General features: G+C 60.3%; 12 protein-coding genes. 1 reads left to right on the top strand and 11 read right to left on the bottom strand.

Annotated features, from left to right (window positions below; all coding sequences use genetic code 11):
- Positions 1–212: 212 nt before the first annotated feature.
- Positions 213–2,498, top strand: a complete 2,286-nt coding sequence (locus O3303_RS02070) for an Ig-like domain-containing protein (protein WP_269560408.1) — start codon at positions 213–215, stop codon at positions 2,496–2,498.
- A 100-nt stretch (positions 2,499–2,598) separates the two neighbouring features.
- On the opposite strand, the gene O3303_RS02065 is transcribed toward O3303_RS02070, so the two are convergent.
- From O3303_RS02065 to O3303_RS02015, 11 genes are all read right to left on the bottom strand, one after another.
- Positions 2,599–3,705, bottom strand: a complete 1,107-nt coding sequence (locus O3303_RS02065; protein WP_269560407.1) for a glycosyltransferase family 4 protein — start codon at positions 3,703–3,705, stop codon at positions 2,599–2,601.
- Positions 3,706–3,994: 289 nt separating this feature from the next.
- Complete coding sequence (locus O3303_RS02060; protein WP_269560406.1) at positions 3,995–5,272, bottom strand: glycosyltransferase; 1,278 nt, start codon at positions 5,270–5,272, stop codon at positions 3,995–3,997.
- Positions 5,273–5,345: 73 nt separating this feature from the next.
- Positions 5,346–6,734: a glutamate-1-semialdehyde 2,1-aminomutase gene (locus tag O3303_RS02055; RefSeq protein WP_269560405.1), complete on the bottom strand. Its 1,389-nt coding sequence runs from the start codon at positions 6,732–6,734 to the stop codon at positions 5,346–5,348.
- A gap of 12 nt (positions 6,735–6,746) precedes the next feature.
- Positions 6,747–8,147, bottom strand: a complete 1,401-nt coding sequence (locus tag O3303_RS02050) for a DUF4910 domain-containing protein (RefSeq protein ID WP_269560404.1) — start codon at positions 8,145–8,147, stop codon at positions 6,747–6,749.
- 69 nt (positions 8,148–8,216) lie between these two features.
- Complete coding sequence (locus O3303_RS02045) at positions 8,217–9,569, bottom strand: class I SAM-dependent methyltransferase (protein WP_269560403.1); 1,353 nt, start codon at positions 9,567–9,569, stop codon at positions 8,217–8,219.
- Positions 9,570–9,625: 56 nt separating this feature from the next.
- Positions 9,626–10,969: an NAD(P)H-dependent oxidoreductase gene (locus O3303_RS02040; protein WP_269560402.1), complete on the bottom strand. Its 1,344-nt coding sequence runs from the start codon at positions 10,967–10,969 to the stop codon at positions 9,626–9,628.
- Between the two features lie 97 nt (positions 10,970–11,066).
- Positions 11,067–11,630, bottom strand: coding sequence for a dTDP-4-dehydrorhamnose 3,5-epimerase (rfbC, locus tag O3303_RS02035; protein ID WP_269560401.1), 564 nt, complete (start codon positions 11,628–11,630; stop codon positions 11,067–11,069).
- 62 nt (positions 11,631–11,692) lie between these two features.
- Complete coding sequence (locus O3303_RS02030; RefSeq protein ID WP_269560400.1) at positions 11,693–12,775, bottom strand: NAD-dependent epimerase/dehydratase family protein; 1,083 nt, start codon at positions 12,773–12,775, stop codon at positions 11,693–11,695.
- Positions 12,776–12,891: 116 nt separating this feature from the next.
- On the bottom strand, positions 12,892–13,785 hold the full coding sequence (rfbF, locus tag O3303_RS02025; protein ID WP_269560399.1) for a glucose-1-phosphate cytidylyltransferase: 894 nt from the start codon (positions 13,783–13,785) through the stop codon (positions 12,892–12,894).
- A gap of 301 nt (positions 13,786–14,086) precedes the next feature.
- Positions 14,087–14,869, bottom strand: a complete 783-nt coding sequence (locus O3303_RS02020) for a WecB/TagA/CpsF family glycosyltransferase (RefSeq protein ID WP_269560398.1) — start codon at positions 14,867–14,869, stop codon at positions 14,087–14,089.
- A 99-nt stretch (positions 14,870–14,968) separates the two neighbouring features.
- Complete coding sequence (locus O3303_RS02015) at positions 14,969–16,366, bottom strand: undecaprenyl-phosphate glucose phosphotransferase (RefSeq protein WP_269560397.1); 1,398 nt, start codon at positions 16,364–16,366, stop codon at positions 14,969–14,971.
- Positions 16,367–16,696: the final 330 nt, after the last annotated feature.

Raw genomic sequence — 16,696 nt, 5'->3', positions numbered from 1 at the left:
GTACCATTCCACAATAAATACATGATTTTTCCGATACTTGAACTTATATATACCATTCATATGTATGCCAATACTACAGCTTTACGCGTCTTTGTTGATATCAAGCCATAAGACGATATGAGTTTTCTTTCTTAACTTTGTCGTAGTCAAATCATCCTTTTCGTCCTTTCACCTCTTAAAAAGTGCAAATGCTGAAGAAAAAGAAAATTGGAATGTCTGCCTCCATGCAGACATACGTGTCGTTGGTTGTGTTGCTCTTTTTCACCACGTTTTGTGCTCACGCTCAATCAGACGGTGGACTAACCGGCCTTACAGCCAGCGCCCCTGTTAACCTGACCGGCCAGAGCAATCGGGTAATTGAGAATCTGGTAATTACCAATTTCTCTGCTGCTCCGGCCATCAAGCTCACGAATTGCTCTAACATCACTATTCGTCGGGTATCGCTCCGCAACGGCCAGAAGCTAGGGGTTGACCTCTACGGCTGCTCGAACATCACCATCGAGGATTCCAACTTCGAGAACCTGATTGGAGGTATCTACTCTCAGAACGGCACGGGCGGCATGGTAGTGCGCCACAACAACTTCAAGAATATGAGCATGGCCGATGCTCGCGGGCAGTTCATTCAGTTCAACAACTGCACCGGCGCCGGCAACATCATCGAGTATAACTACGGGTTGAATATTGCAGGCCAGAGCAATCCGGAAGATGCTATCAACATGTTCATGACCAGCGGTACGCCTAGCAGCCCGCTTATCATCCGCAACAACTACATCAACGGTGGTGGCCCCAGCGCTTCGGGCGGTGGTATTCTAGTGGGCGACACCGGTGGCTCTTACTGCACGATTGAGAATAACGTGGTTATCAACCCCGGCCAGTATGGCATTGCTAACACCGGTGGTACCGGCAACAAAATCCTCAACAACATAGTGTTTGGCCGTCAGCAGAGCTTCACTAACGTGGGCATCTACCTGTGGGGTGGTCCGCGGGCGGTGGAAAACTCTACCGTAACCGGCAACAAGGTAAACTGGGTGAACAGCGCCGGTCAGCAGAACCCCTTCTGGACCCTCAATACGCCTGGCATAGTGGAGAATAACAACAGCTGGGGCGACCAGTCCATCACGGCCAGCTATCCTGCTCCGGCCGGTGCTGGTATCCGCTTGAACGGTGGCAGCACTCCGACGCCAACTCCAACTCCAACTCCAACGCCGACCCCAACGCCTACCACGCCGCCGGTAACGCCGGTAGCAGGCACTGGCGCACTCTACCGCGCCATCAACTTCAATGGCAGCGCCAGCAGCATTGATGGCAACAACTGGGAGGGTGACAACGCCCCGAACGTAACGCACAACGGCCAGCGGTTCAGCAACAATAACGTTGCCCTCAACCCAGCCACCGACGCGGCTCGCACGAGCATGATTCGCTCTTCGATTTACAGCAATGCGCTGCAACTGACAGTAGCCAATGTACCCGCCGGCCAGTACGCCGTGTATGCCTACGTTTGGGAAGATAACTTCCCGGGTACCGTGAACCTGAACGTACAGGGCCAGCGCGTACTCAGCAACTTCAATACGGGTTCAGCAGGTAGCTGGCAGCGGGTTGGCCCGTTTGCGGCCACGGTTGGCACCAATGGTCAGCTGCAGCTCACCTCGACGGGTGGCGACCTGAACGTTTCGGGACTGGAAATCCGCACGACCGGCACCGCGCCGACTGCTAATGTGGCACCCCGCGCTCAGCTGGCAGCCTCGGCTTCGACCCTGACCGCTGGCGGCAGTGTAACGCTGACGGCTACGGCCTCGGACACGGATGGTACGGTAGGCAAAGTGGAGTTCTTCCAGGGCACCACGAAGCTGGGTGAAGACCTCAGCGCCCCGTACACCTTCACTTGGAGCAACGTAGCCGCCGGCTCTTACTCGCTCACGGCTAAAGCTACCGACAACGCCGGTGCCAGCGCGGCCTCGGCTGCAGTAGCCCTTTCAGTAACGGCTCCCGCCCCTATTGCTCCTGCCTTCTACCGCGCCGTAAACGTAGGCGGCAGCGCCACCACGCTTGATGGCAAAGCCTTTGGAGCTGGCAATAGCGCCAACTTCTCAGTTGTATCCGGCAGCCCGTTCACGGCCAACAACATTGCCCTGACCCCTGCTACCGATGCTACCCGTGCCGGCGTAATCCGCTCGTCGGTGTGGAGCCGCAACCTGGATGTGCGTATGACTGCCGTACCGAATGGCACCTACGAAGTCTACCTGTATGTGTGGGAAGACAACTTTGCCACCACGTTCAGCATGGCTCTCAACGGCCAGACGGTGGTTTCGAACCGCAACAGCGGCTCGGCTGGCAACTGGTCTAAGATTGGTCCGTTCGTCACCAACGTAACCAACGGCACCATTGCCGTAACCTCTTCGGGCGGCGATGCCAACCTATCGGGTATCGAAGTACATACCCGGCCGGCCGCTCGTACGGCCAGCGCCACCACTACTACTTCAACCGGCGCAGGCCAGTAGCAGTAGCGTAATATCAGCCACGCTGGTGGCTTCAGCAAAAGAGCCCGGCCATATGGTCGGGCTCTTTTTGTTGAGGCCACAAACGTGGCAGCGGCGGTTACTACAGCAGATATTGGTCGGCCATGCGGGTGAGTGATTTTTTGGCGGAAAACTTTTTCCGGTAGAAGGCAAAGGCCTTTTCCCGCCAGTCTTCTAAGCGGCCGTCCTGCTTCATGGCGTGCATTGCCAGCAGGGCTTCATCAAACCGCTCGGTGTCGGGGTTTATCCAGAAGCCATAGTTTTCGGCGGGGTTTTCGGGCCGGAAATCGTTCATGCCCCAGCCCTGATACAGGATAACGGGCACTTTACAGGCAATGGCCTGCAGAATCACATTGCCGAGGCCTTCCCAGTGCGAGGAGAAGATAAACCCATCAGAAGCCCAGAACACCTTGGGCAGGTAGTCGATATAGTCGAGGAAGACGACGTGTTGCTCGATGCCCAGTTTCTGCACGTAGGCGCGCTCCTGGGGCAGGTTTTCACCGGTGCCACGGTGCAGGAACACCAAGTTGGGAAGGCGGTCCTTCACCCGGGCCACCGCGTCGAAGATTTCATTGTGGCATTTTTTATCATTGCAGGTGCCCACCGTCAGCACCACAAAAGCATCGGGCGCAATACCTATTTCCTGGCGGGCAGCAGCGGCCTGCTCGGGTGTAGGTGGCCGGAACTCGTTTTCATCAATCCAGTTGTAAACGATGGTGGTGGGATTGTGGAAATGCTCCCGCTCCACTGTCTGCACCGACTCCCCGATGGCCACGTGCCGGACGTCAAGCACTCGTGTGGCTAGCCAGCGGTGAAACGAGCGTTTCAGGCGCAGATACGGACCGTACTGGAAATACACATCGTGGTGCGTATGCACGATGCGTGCCTTGGGGAAAGCCAGCCGAATAGCCAGGCAGTGCCAGATAAACAGGCCCTCCAGATGCAGATGCACCACATCGGCCGGGTGCTGGCGCAGGTAGCGGTACAGTTCAATGAACGACCCCAGGTTCCGACGGGCGGGGAGGTGCTCCACGGGGTAGCCGGCCCGGGCCAGCGTGGGCGCATAAGGCCCGAATTCCGGCCCCCGGGCCAGAATGGCACCTTGCAGGCCCCTCGATTCGAAATACTCCTTGGCATCATACACCATTACTTCAGCGCCAGAGTAGCGCAACTCCCACAGCAGGTGCAACAGACGATGAGAAGGGACCTGCCGGACAGCAGCAGAAGGCACAAGACTATCTGGCTCAGATATAACCAGAGCAGAAGGATGCGTTAGGGTTTCCATGCGAACAGGGTTGGCAAAGCAGTGAAAATTCTGAAATAGACTACATCAGACGAACTGGGCCTCAGTAGCACACGATTTAAATTTAATGTAAGAGGCGTCAATCACACAAACTATTATTATATTTTTTATAAATAAATTTTAATTTCAATCTATTCAGTATACCGTTGATTCCAGGGGCAGGAAATCCGTCGTGCTATACTTTGTGAAGATGATCTTCTGCCGGTATTAGCCGGCTTTGTGCAGCATACGCCCCGTGCAATATTGGCACGGTAGCGGCCGGGGCTTCACCACGCGCTTCTGCTACCACGGTTTCATAAATAGCCAGCAGCCACGCGTAGTTGATAGCTGGCATGTATAGGGCCTCGTAACTGGCCCGGCCGGCAGCTCCCAAACGGGCAGCCAGCACTTCATCCGTTAGCAAAGCATGAGCAGCCTGAGCCAGCCCCTCCGTATCACCGGGCTCAAACAGCAGCCCATTGACGCCCGGCTGGACCATTTCGCCAGGGCCACCGCGCCGCGAGGCCAGCACCGGGGTGCCGGTAGCGAAGGCCTCTAACACTACCATCGGCATGCCTTCCACGCATTCTGAGGGCATTACCAAGGCCCGGCAGTGACGCATGGCCGCCGCTACAGCGGCGGCATCGGCCGGGCCGTGGTAGTGCACGGAAGGAGTAGTGGCCACGCAGGCCTCCACTTCGCCCCGCAAGGGTCCATCTCCGACTACCACCAACGGCAGAGCATGCATGGCTGCGGCAGCCAGCAGGGTGTGCAGGCCCTTTTCGGGCGAGAGCCGCCCCACAAACAGCAGGTGCCCTGCGCGCTGGCTGTTGGATTGCGGCGCCCCCGGATCAGAAATAAAATTGGGCTTGTAGACCACTTGGCTATGCTGTAGCCCCAACGACGAATCCAGAAAACGACGACGGGCAAATTCGGTGAGCACCAGGTAGCGCGCCACGCCGGTCTGCCACGTACCCAACAGCTTGTGCACGCCGGTAATGGCGGCCACAGCGGCCGTCTGGAGCGCAGAGTTGCGGTAGAGCCGGCGCCGAACGGCATCCCACGGGAAAAGCTGGTGCACGCTTTTCTCATACAGCTGCCCGCCAGTATACAGCAGGGCACCAGGGCAGATGAGGCGGTAGTTGTGCAGCGTCATGACCACGGGCACGCCGGCCCGGCGGGCGGCCCACAGGACTGCCGGCGAGGCCACCGGAAACAAGTTGTGGATATGAATGATATCGGGCCGAAAATCCTCGAGGGCCTCCCGCAGGCGGCGTGCGCTGCCGGGGTTATAAAAGCCGAGTAAGCCGGCTTTCAGCTTTCCCCAAAAGCCTGAGCCAATCTGCTGGTTATGGAATTCCAGCGTTTCTACCGGATGCCCCTGAGCGCGCAGCAGGTCTCGCTCGGCCCGGAACACGGCATCCTCGCCGCCAGGCTGCTGGTAGAAATTGTGCAGGAGCAGAATGCGCAGCATTGGGTTGAAAGCAGGGCGAACAGGTTGAAGACAGGCCGCTTGCTGCCCACTGGCGTTAGCGGGTAGCAAGCGGTTAGTTGCGGGCGCGGTACACCGATTTCACCGGCTCACCCACCAGATAATGCTCCACGCCGTTTTCCAGCGCCTGGCGGTACACGCCCAGCACCTCGTACAGCCGCTCCAGCACTTGGCTGATAATGGCCGGGGTGTGCGAATAGTTGACGATCAGAGACGGCATGAGCAGCCCCCGGCGCAGGGTTTCCTGCAGAAACAGCGTCCGAAGCGCGGCCGAGTGATGGCCATTGGCGTCGCGGGTGGTGTAGATAAGGCTACATGGCTGGCCCACCGCCTGCACCTGGGCAGCTACTCCCTGCTCGTGAGCAGCTTGGTGCAGGCCGGCGGCCAGCTGCCGGCCCACCTGCCACAGGTGCTCTACCACGGGCTGGATGCGGTATTCGTGCATCACGGCGCGGGCAGCGGCCAGGGCGTGGGTTTCGGCCCCGTAGGTGGTGGAGAGCAGGAAAACCCGGTCCTGCGCATGGTGCAGCCCGCCCAGCTCCATCAGCTCGCGTCGGCCGGTGAGGGCCGCCAGACTGAACCCATTCGCCAAGGCTTTGCCCCAGGTGCTCAGGTCGGGCCGGATGCCGTGGTAGCCTTGCGCGCCGTGGTTGTGCCAGCGGAAGCCGGTAATGATTTCATCGAACACCAGCACCGCGCCGTGCTGGTCGCAGAGGCGGCGCAGGCCGGCCAAAAAGCCTGCAGTCGGCGGCACATCTTTTTCCACTTCCAGCAGCAGGCAGGCAATCTGGCCGGGATGCGCGGCAAACAACGCTTCGGCGCTGGCTAGGTCGTTGTAGCGGAAACCCACGGTGAGGGCCTGCACTGCCCGCGGAATGCCCGCAGCCAGCGGCGTGGTTCCCATAAACCAATCGTCGCAGGAGAAAAACGGGTGGTCGTGGCAGATGGCCACCAGGTCGCGGCAGGTGGCGGCGCGGGCCAGCTTCACGGCGGCACTGGTGGCATCGGAACCGTTTTTGGCAAACTTCACCATGTCGCCAGCCTGGGTGAAATCCAGGAAGTCCTCGGCAGTTTCCAGCTCCAGCACTGCCGGCCGGCCGAAGTTCACGCCCAGCTCCAGCTGCCGGCGGGCGGCGGCCACTACCGGAGCGTAGGCGTGACCCAGCGTGACGGAGCGCAGCCCGGCCCCAAACTCAATGAACTCATTGCCATCTACATCCCAGACCCGGCAACCTTCGCCCCGCACAATGTATGGCGCCATGTGCTGCGGAAACTGGTCGTCGCCTTTGGCGTAGGTGTGCGCGCCGCCCGGAATGGCGGCATGAAAGCGGGCCTGCAATGCCTGCGAACCCGCAAAGCTGGGGTTCGGCTGGGTCAGGGCCGGTGGCGGAAAAAGCAGGTCGGTTTCCATGTAGGGCGTTGCGGAGTGGTATGACAGAAGCATACCGGTGGTTAGCTAGGCATCAGTGACAGAAGCAGCGGCCAGCAGATCGGTGGCGGCCAGGGCCTGGGCGGCGCGGTGCAGCAGCTCAAAAGGCAGCCCCGCCTTGGCCGCCACGTCCAGCAGCGGCGTGTGGCCATCGGACAAACTCAGCACCCACAGCAGGGCCATTTGCCAGTCGTGGCCCTCGGTGCCGCCGCCCACGCCTTTGTAGAGGCCGCGGCGGCCCAGTTGGGGCTCACCGTAGGGCAGCAGATTACGGTAGCAGCGGTTTTGGTCGAGCGTCTGGCACAGGCGCAGTATCAGTTCCAGCGACTCCTGCAGCTGCGCCGGCTGCACAAAGTCGAGGTTATCGGCCGAGGTGTGGTACTCGGCAAACTCGCCGAAGGGCGTGCGCGACAGGCAGCCGACCGGCAGGTTGAAGCCCGGAGAGCAGTACTGCCGCTCATCGTAGCCGTAGGGCAGCCAGGGTCGGATTTCCGATGCTGGCGTGTGGCGGGCCAGCACCAGCGCGGCGGCGGCATCCACCGCGGCGGCGCCTTGCCGGCTTTGCTTGTAAGTGAAGTGGCCCGGCCCGCCCAGCAGCGTGAGCACCAGCCCGTGCCGGATGCGGGCCACGGCCTCGGGGTTGCGCGCCAGCCAAGTGATGCTGCCAATGGTACCCGGCCCAAACACAAACCGGTACGCATAGCGCCGGTCGGGCAGCGCGGCCAGCTGCCGGGCCAGCGCCACAGCCACCACCAGTCCCGAGAGGTTGTCGTTGGCCAACGACGGATGGCAGCAGTGGCATGAGAGCAGCACCTCGCCAGCATCGGGTTCGGGCGCAGTGGCGGGCAGCAGCAGCTCGGCGTAGGTGAGCGAGCCGGCGGCGTCCAGCGTGCTGTCGATGCACACTTCGTAGTACTCGTCCTGGAGCTGCAGCCGGTCGTGGTGGCGCAGGCAGAAACCCCAGGCCGGCTGATAGTAGCTAGTGCGGTACGGAATGAGGTCGGGCTGCCCGGGTAATGAGTACAGATGCTCTTCCAGCTCCTGCCTGGAAAACCAGCCCTGCACCGGCGTGCTGTAGCCCAGCACGTGCAGGTTGTGCTGGGCAAAGTCAATGACCCGCTCCCCGGCAGCATTTTTCACCCACGCATCCCGGATGTTCCACTCGGCCGGCACGGTCCAGTCGAGCACGGGCGTACCGCTGGGCACCTCATGCATTTGCAGCGCCGGCAAATACTCGCGCACAATGGCCAGTGTTTCGCGCACGCCGTCTCCTGTGATGCTTCGGCAGATCGGGAACAGGCGGCGCAGCAGCGCATGCATGTCCTCGCCCGAAGCCAGGGCAGCAGGTGAAACACGAGAAGCTAGGGCAGCAAGAGCCGGCACGGTCATGGGGTTGAAAAACGATAAATCAGTAACTGAATCTCTCATTTTGGCAGGACAAGGCCCTTGGCAAGCTCCGGATGACAGATGTCATCCGGAGCTTGCCAAGCCACCACCTTATTCGTAGACCCGCACTTCCGGAATCGGCACCACAAACTGCCCGCCCCACTCCCGGATGCCGCTCATCTGCTCCATGATTTCCTCACGCAGGTTCCAGGGCAGCAGCAGCACGTAGTCGGGCCGGGTACTGAAGATGCGGTCGGGATGGCAGATGGGAATGCGGCTGCCGGGCAGAAAGTTGCCTTGCTTGTGCGGACTGACATCAACGGTATAGTCAAGGAAATCGGTGCGGATGCCGCAGTAGTTGAGCAGCGTGTTGCCTTTGCCGGGCGCCCCGTAGCCAACCACCGTTTTGCCGGCACGCTTGGCGTCAATCAGGAATTCGAGCAGCTTGCGCTTGGTTTCCTTGGCGTTTTCCTCGAAGTCGGCGTAGTAGGCCAGCTGCGTGATGCCCAACGCCAGTTCCCGCTCCCGCAGCTCTGCGATACGCTCCGTTACGGGCCACGCCCCTGACGACTCGTGCCGGGCAAAAATGCGCAGCGAGCCGCCGTGCGTGGTCAGCTCTTCCACGTCGAACAGCGTGAGGCCATGATGCGCGAAGATGCGCTCCACGGTGTAAAACGACAGGTAGCTGAAATGCTCGTGGTAGATGGTATCGAACTGGTTGCCGTCCATCAGCCGCAATAGGTGGGGAAACTCCATCGTAATGACGCCATCGGGCTTAAGCAGCACCTGCATACCAGCCACAAAATCGTTGATGTCGGGCACGTGGGCCAGCACGTTGTTGCCCAGCAGCAGGTCAGCCTGGCCGGCAGTAGCAGCCACGTAAGCGGCCGTTTCGCGGCCAAAGAATTTCCCCAGCGTGTTGATGCCTTTGGCGCGAGCTACTTCGGCCACGTTGTGCGCCGGCTCCACGCCCAGCACCGGAATACCCTTGGCCACAAAATACTGCAGCAGGTAACCGTCGTTAGAGGCCACTTCCACCACCAGACTGTCCTCGCGCAGCGCAAACCGGCTGGCGGCCATATCGGTGTAGAGGCTGGCGTGGCGCAGCCACGAGGCCGAGTAGGAAGAGAAATAGGCGTAATCGTTCTGAAAGATTTGCTCAGAGGTCACGAACTCATCGAGCTGCACCAGGAAACATTCGCGGCAAACCCGGGCATGCAGCGGATAAAAGGCTTCGGCCCGGTTGAATTCGTGCGGACGCACGTGGTGCTGGCACAACGGCGAAGTACCCAGGTTGACAAAGGTGGTGTCGAGCGGAGTACCGCAGAAGCGACAAGGACTGGCCGGCGGCTCTACCGGGCTGGTCGCTTGCGCTACCGGCTCGCCAAGCATAACACTATCTGCCGGATACAGAGCAGCCGGAACGGCCTCGGCAGTTGGATAGGCACTTAGCTTTGTCATCATAGCAGATGAGTGGGGAGGAAAAGAATGAACGGAAAACTCAGTAGCCGCAAACCGGCCTACTGTAGTATTGATGGCATTAATTGGCTGGCCGGCTGGCTTGTGGCCCCCGCAAAATGGGCGGCCTGCTCGGCTCGCAGCTTATCGATGAGGCGGCCTTCCGGCAGCAGCACATCGTCGTAGGTCAGCACTTGGTCGCGCTGGATGTCGTGGCGCAGCACGCAGCCTTCGGCCACCCCGATGGGCAACAGGTTGTCGCGCTCGGTGATGTCGGCGTTTTCAGCCAGGCCATAGGTGTGGTAGTGCCCGATGCCGTCGAGCGTCTGGCCCGCAAATAGGGCTACTTTGGCGGCCGTCACCACTTCTACCCGCATGGGGCCGGCCGGGGCCAGGGTGGCATCCTGAAACAGCACGGCGCGGGCCACCGTGGTGGGCGTTTCGAAGTGGCACAAATGGTAGGGCGTGTAGAAGCAGTAGAGCGGGCCCGGCCCCAGCTTGTAGAGCTTGAGGTAGTGCTGCTGCACGGCATCGTCGATGGTGCCCAGCACGAATACGCCCGGCCCGGGCTCGGCCCCCACCACATAATCGACGAGGCCGGGGCCACCGTTCAGCAGCAGCTCCTGCGGGTACCACTCGGCGGCCTTGCTGATGGGCGTACCGGGCTCCACGGTGGGCCCCAGCATGCCACGTTGCGCCACGCGCATGTCCAGCGCATTGGCAATAACGGCCTGCTCGAAGCTGATTTTGCTACCGTCAGCGAAGCTCGTGACCATGCTGGGGTTCTGGCCCCACTGCCGCGCAAAGCCCTCCTGGGTGGTGGGGTTGCGGTACGGGTCGTGCAGGCCTTTGATGTTGCCGCACAGCACCGGCGTCACACCCAGGCCCTTCACGAAGCGGGCTAGGTTGAGCGTCACGCCCGGCTGGTCGCCGTCCGACACAGAGTAAATTACCCCGGCCCGGTCGGCATACACCTTTAGGATTGGCCCCACGGTGCCATCGAGCTCGGCATTGAGCAGGATGATGTGCTTGCCGTGCCGGATGGCCTCCAGCACTACCTGCGCGCCATGCTCCACGGCCCCCGTCACCTCAATAATGGCGTCGATGCCGGCCGCCCGGCTCAGCAGCAGCGCATCGTCGGTGATGGCGGGCTGGCCCAGCGCAATGCAGGCTTCCAGCTGCGCCACCGATGCCACTTCGCGCACCTCCGGCACGCCGGCTTCGGCATAGATGGCGCGGGCGCGGTCGGGCGTGCGGTTAGCAATGGCCACGAGCTCCATGCCGGGCACGTAGCGGCAGATCTGCCGGGCCACGCCCCGCGCCATAAAGCCGGCCCCAATCATGCCCACCCGAATCGGGTTGCCGTCGCGCTGCCGCTTTTCCAGGGCTTTATCAATGATCAGCATGTGCTTTTCAATTAAAAACTGAGAATCAAAAATCAACCATCAACAATGGAGCATAGTGCCTCTGGAGCATGTATCCACCATTTTTGATTCTCAATTTTTAATTTTTACTTAACTCAACCTCCTCTGCCACTCTCAGCTGAAAGTCCGGGTGATGCTGGTCTTTTTCTGATACCAGGGTGGGCGGTATTGGCCACTGAATCCCGATGGCAGAGTCGTTCCAGCGCAGACCCCGCTCGGCCCCCGGCGCATATTTGGCCGACACCTGGTAGCCTACATCGGTGTTGTCGGTGAGCGTGATGAAGCCGTGGGCAAAGCGGCCCGGCACGAACAGCATCCGAAACGAGTCGGCGGTCAGCTCCACGCCTAGCCACTTGCCGTAGGTCGGCGACTCTTCGCGCAGGTCCACTATCACGTCGTAGATGGCGCCGCGGGTGCAGCGTACCAGCTTGGTTTCCTCGTGCGGCGGCAGCTGGTAGTGCATGCCGCGCAGGGTACCGCGCTGGGGGTTCGACGAGACGTTGGCCTGCAGCGGCGGCATCAGGATGCCGTGCGCCGCAAACTCATCCTCGCACCAGGAGCGCGCAAAAAAGCCCCGCTCGTCGGACATACGCTCCACATCAATGATGAAGGCGCCGGGCAATTCAGTTTCAGTGAAAATCATACGGGGGTCCATTGGGGAGTGTAGAAACGGTGGGATTTCGGGCAAGTGAAGACTGGGCGTTATCAGACCAGTAGAGCGGCAGCCGGCACTACCGTCGGTAGCGCCCAGGTGAGTTCATCGGTCAGCTCGCCGGACTCGCGCAGGGCCGTGAGCACCCGCAGGCGCATCAGCTGCGACGTGCGGAAGCTGGCGTCGCAGAAGTTCATGGCCAGCAGGCCGTCGCGGAGCTCGGCAATAGTATCGGGCAGCGTCCGGCGGGGCTGGTGGCCGGGGGCCAGGTCGCGGTACATGCCAAAATCGACGCGGTAGGAGCGTTTGTCGGGCGGCGCAGCGGCGTTTAGGCTCACTTCGGTGCCCGGAATGCTCTCGGCAATGGCGTGCGCCAGGTCGCGAACTTGGTAGTTCCAGCTGTCGGCTCCGGTATTGATGGCCAGAAAGGCGCCGCCGTGGCTGGCCTCGCGGCCGATGGCCCACTCGATGGCCCGGGCCATATCCTGCACATGAATCAGGGGGCGCCAGGGCGTACCGTCGCTGAGGATGCTGATGGTGCCCGAAGCCACGGCACCGGCCACGAAATCGTTGACCACCAGGTCCAGGCGCAGCCGGTCGCTCCAGCCGCAGGCTGTGGCAAACCGCAGGCAGGTGACGCAGAAGTCGTCATCGGCCAGCGGGCGCAGGTCCTGCTCGCTGCGCACCTTGGAGCGAGCGTAAGCAGTCAGCGGGTTTACTTCGGAGGTTTCGGTTTTAGCGCCCTCGCCCCCCGCCCCATAGATGCTGCAGGAGCTGGCAAACACAAACGCCCGCACGCCGGCCGCCTTAGCACGCCGCGCCAGCCGGATGCCGGCCTCGTGGTTGACCTGCATGGTCACGTCCTCATAGGTCTGGCCCATGGGGTCGTTGCTGATGGCGGCCAAATGCACAATGGCATCCACGCCCTGCAGCAGCTCCGCGGGCAGCTCGCGCACATCACCAAACAGCTGGCGGTCCAGCCGCGACTCCGGCAGCCGGGTGGCACCGGTCAGGCAGTGCGCAAAAAAACCCATGTCGTAGCCAATCAGCTCGGCCTGGGGAAACTGGCGGCGCAGGTGCTGTACCACGCCGGGCCCTACGTAGCCCATATTGCCGGTGATGAGGATGCGGTTCATTGCAGATCGAGAGAAGTGAAGCAGAAAAGAGCGTTCAGAGGGACAAGCGCGGCCCTTTCAGCCCTTGTAGCATAGGGGCCGACGGATGGTGGGAAGTTGGAGAAAGGGGGCGGTGGTTAGCTGGCGGGCATGATGGTGGCGGCGGCCACGCGCTGGCCCTGCGGGGCCTGTACCGGGGAGGCCATAATCTCGGCCAGCACGGGGTCAGGGGTTGAAAGTGGCTGAGCGACCTTGTCCCAGACCTTCCATTTAGCCTGGTTTTTCTGCCAGAGCTCTTCCAGCATATTCCGGTCGCGGAGGGTATCCATGGGCTGCCAGAAGCCCGTGTGGCGGAAGGCCGCCAGGCTATTTTCGCGGGCCAGGCGCTCCAGCGGCGCCTTTTCCCATACAGTATCGTCGTCGTCGATGTAGTCGAGGACACTGGGCTCAAGCACGAAGAAGCCGCCATTGATCCACGGGGTTTCGCCACCTTCGGGCTTTTCTGTGAAGCTCTCGATCCGCTCGGCGCTGTCTTGCAGGTTGAACACGCCAAAGCGGCCGGGCTGCCGGACGGCCGTGAGGGTAGCCTGCACGCCCTGCTGCTGGTGGTAGCGCACGGCCGCGCTGATGTCCACATCCCCTACCCCGTCGCCGTAGGTAAGGCAGAAGGTGCTGTCGTCGAGGTACTCGCGCACCCGGCGCAGGCGGCCGCCGGTCATGGTTTCCTGGCCGGTGTCTACCAGCGTCACGTTCCAGGGCTCGGTGTTGTTGCGGTGCACCTGCATTTCGTTGCGGTCCATCCGGAACGTCACGTCGGCATTGTGCAGGAAGTAATCGGAGAAGTACTGCTTGATCATGTGACCCTTATAGCCGCAGCAGATCACAAAGTCGTGAATGCCGTGGTGGGCGTAGATCTTCATGATGTGCCACAAGATAGGCTTGCCCCCTATTTCCACCATTGGTTTCGGGCGCACCCCGCTTTCTTCGCTGATGCGGGTGCCATAGCCCCCCGCCAGAATTACCGCTTTCATGAGTGCAACAGTTAAAGGGACGAGTGATACACGAAGGGGAACAACAACCAGAAAGAACTCCACTCAGCCAGTAACCACAAGCATAGCAACATGTGCATATACCAGGTAGTGAAAGGTAAATAATTTTATAATATTGTCAATAAAATTTATTAATTATTTATAAATAATAACAATAAAAGATCCACATAGTCCACATACGGAGTTATACCCCGCACACCCTCACCAAGGCTCCGCCAGAAGACTGGGTGCGCGCGGAAACCTGCAGCAGAAGGCGGGAAAGCGAAAGGGTGGAGCGGACTGATTACTCGCTGCAGACAGCGGGCGTGGGCCGGCCCACGCTCAGGGCCACCATGCGGCGGGTTACCAGGTACAGGAAGCGGGAGTTGGTGAGCAAATACCGCCGCCACAGGCGCCGGGGCTCCAGCCAGAAACGATACGCCCATTCCAGCCACAGGCGCCGGGCCCACGGGGGCAAACGGCGCTCCAGGCCCGCATATACCGGAAAAGCCTGCCCCACGCCCAGCATGCACGCCCGGATTCGGCCACGGTGGGCAGCCATCCAGTTTTCCTGCTTCGGGCAGCCCAGCGCCACAAACAGCAAATCGGGGTCGGCGGCGTTGATGGCAGCAGTTTCCGCCTCGTCTTCTTCGGACGTGAGCGGCCGGAAGGGAGGCGCGCAGGTTCCCACGATGCGTAGGTCGGGCAGCTCGTGCCGGGCCCGCGCCACCATGGCTTCCAATACCGGCGGCGTAGTACCATAAAAGTACACCGACTGCCGGCGCCGGGCCGCCTCCGTAAGCAGGGCCGGCAGCAAATCCATGCCTGCAATGCGGCCCTGGTGCTGGCCGGTGTTGAACCAGCCCACCGCGGCGGCTACCGGGCTGCCGTCGGGCGCGGCAATGGCGGCCTGGTTAAGTACTTGCCGGAAAGCCGGGTCGCGCTGCGCTTCTACCACCATATGCACGTTGGCAAAACACACATAGGCCGAGCACCGGGCGGCTCCCAGCTGCAGAATGGCATCTACAAAATGGGACGGCGTGCCCGTGGAAATGCAGGCGTCGAGGACGTAGCGCTTGGGAAGCATAGTGATTGAATGGTTGAATTGTTCAATGGGTATATGGCGGGCTATTCTGCCAGACAACTCCGGACGACCAACCACTCAACCCTGCAGCCATTAAGCCATTCAATAGGCGTTTTTTTCGCCCCGCACCATGTTCCAGACTGTCTGCCAGATGATTTTCATATCCATCCCGAACGACCAGTTTTCCACGTACTTCAGGTCGTATTCCACGCGCTTCTCCATGGTCCCGGCCTCGCGGGTTTCGCCGCGGTAGCCGTTCACCTGGGCGTAGCCCGTGATACCGGGCGTGACGGCGTGCCGCATGTGGTAGGTGCGGATATGCTTGCTGTATTCCTCCAGCTGGGAAACCATGTTAGGCCGCGGCCCAACCACCGACATATGCCCCAGCAGCACATTGAAAAACTGCGGCAGCTCGTCCAGATTGTACTTGCGCAGATACTGGCCTATGCGGGTCACGCGCACGTCGTGCTTGGTGGCCTGCAGCTCGGGGCGGCCATGGCTGGCCTGCATCGTGCGTAGCTTGTAGCACGGAAACAAGTGGTTGCGCTTGCCCGGGCGCATCTGCCGGAAAAACACCGGCCCCGGCGAATCCAGCTTGATCAGCAAAGCCAGCACGGGCATGATCACCGGGAATATCGTGCAGATGACCAGGCCGGAAAACGCAATATCAAACACCCGCTTCACCACCTGATTGGTGCGCATGCCCAGCGGCTCGTGCCGGATGGTGAGAATAGGCAGGTGGTCGTAGAAATACACGTTGACGTCTTTGCGCATGGTGCCGCGGAAATCGGGCACGATGCGGAAGGAAAGGAAATGGTCATCGGCAAAGCGCGACAGGTCTTCGATGAGCTGATGCCGGTCGAGCGGCAGGGCGAAGTAGATGTCGTTGATTTGCTCGCGCAGGCAAAACGCCTTCAGATCGGCCAGGCGGCCGCGCACCATCGGCTGAAACTCCGTAGGCAGGGCCTCGTCGGAGAAAAAGCCCAGGAACTCCGTACCGATGGGGTCGTGCGAGGCCAGAAACCGGTAAAGCTCCTGCCCGCTGTCGCCGGCCCCGATGATTACGAAGCGGCTGTTAGCCCGCGCAAAATGCTTGTGGTAGGAGCGGTACAGAAACGTGAGCAGAAACCGGCCCGATACCACCCCCACCATAGAAAGGCTGTACACGGAAAACAGGTACTCCACCGGCGGCCAGTCCTGGCCCTTGGCCGCAACCGCCAGCAGCACGAGGGCCGCATGCAGCAAAAACGTCCGCATCAGGTGCAGCAGCTTCTCCGGGTACGTAATCAGCCGGTCGACCCGGTAGATGTTGGCGTACTGCCCGGACAGGATCCACCAGAGCAGCCCGAAAATGATGAAGAAAAACGGATAATATCCACCGAAGGACCAATGGCCCAAGGTGATACGCCCAGCCAGCCGGAAGGCTCCAAAGATGAGGAGCACATCAACTAACAGCAGAGTGACGCGGGAGGCGTCCGTGTAGTGTCTGTAGCGTTCCATTGGTACTGTTGAGTAAAATAAGAGGAGCCGACAACAGGTGGGATGGTGAGCCAGTGCTTAGATCAGTTATAGAACAAATAAACGTAATTTATTCTTAAATCAATAATTTATATGATTTTATTTTTCAAACGGATAATAATATCTACCAATGGTTCCAAAATAATCCCAAAACGAGAAAAATATCTTCTCTCGTCTCCTATTTGCAAAGCAGGAGGTCTGGGCAAAATGCCACCTTAAACCCGTGTCAGCTTTAAATATTAAGTTTTTACAATACATAGTGCAATCACCATCTATACAGTACGCGCCATCCTTTGCTCTAACTCAAGAGCC

Origin of the sequence: Hymenobacter canadensis (genome assembly GCF_027359925.1) — a bacterium.
GTDB classification, from domain to species: Bacteria; Bacteroidota; Bacteroidia; order Cytophagales; family Hymenobacteraceae; genus Hymenobacter; species Hymenobacter canadensis.
Note: the sequence above shows the minus strand (reverse complement) of the source record. Positions and strands in the feature narration are given on the sequence as shown.

Bases quoted from the DNA above. Each gene is read 5' to 3' on its own strand.
- rfbC (WP_269560401.1), bottom strand. From the start codon at position 11,630: ATGATTTTCACTGAAACTGAATTGCCCGGCGCCTTCATCATTGATGTG.
- O3303_RS02020 (WP_269560398.1), bottom strand. From the start codon at position 14,869: ATGCTTCCCAAGCGCTACGTCCTCGACGCCTGCATTTCCACGGGCACG.
- O3303_RS02070 (WP_269560408.1), top strand. From the start codon at position 213: ATGTCTGCCTCCATGCAGACATACGTGTCGTTGGTTGTGTTGCTCTTT.
- O3303_RS02030 (WP_269560400.1), bottom strand. From the start codon at position 12,775: ATGAACCGCATCCTCATCACCGGCAATATGGGCTACGTAGGGCCCGGC.
- O3303_RS02060 (WP_269560406.1), bottom strand. From the start codon at position 5,272: ATGCTGCGCATTCTGCTCCTGCACAATTTCTACCAGCAGCCTGGCGGC.
- O3303_RS02050 (WP_269560404.1), bottom strand. From the start codon at position 8,147: ATGAGAGATTCAGTTACTGATTTATCGTTTTTCAACCCCATGACCGTG.
- O3303_RS02055 (WP_269560405.1), bottom strand. From the start codon at position 6,734: ATGCTTCTGTCATACCACTCCGCAACGCCCTACATGGAAACCGACCTG.
- O3303_RS02045 (WP_269560403.1), bottom strand. From the start codon at position 9,569: ATGATGACAAAGCTAAGTGCCTATCCAACTGCCGAGGCCGTTCCGGCT.
- O3303_RS02015 (WP_269560397.1), bottom strand. From the start codon at position 16,366: ATGGAACGCTACAGACACTACACGGACGCCTCCCGCGTCACTCTGCTG.
- rfbF (WP_269560399.1), bottom strand. From the start codon at position 13,785: ATGAAAGCGGTAATTCTGGCGGGGGGCTATGGCACCCGCATCAGCGAA.
- O3303_RS02040 (WP_269560402.1), bottom strand. From the start codon at position 10,969: ATGCTGATCATTGATAAAGCCCTGGAAAAGCGGCAGCGCGACGGCAAC.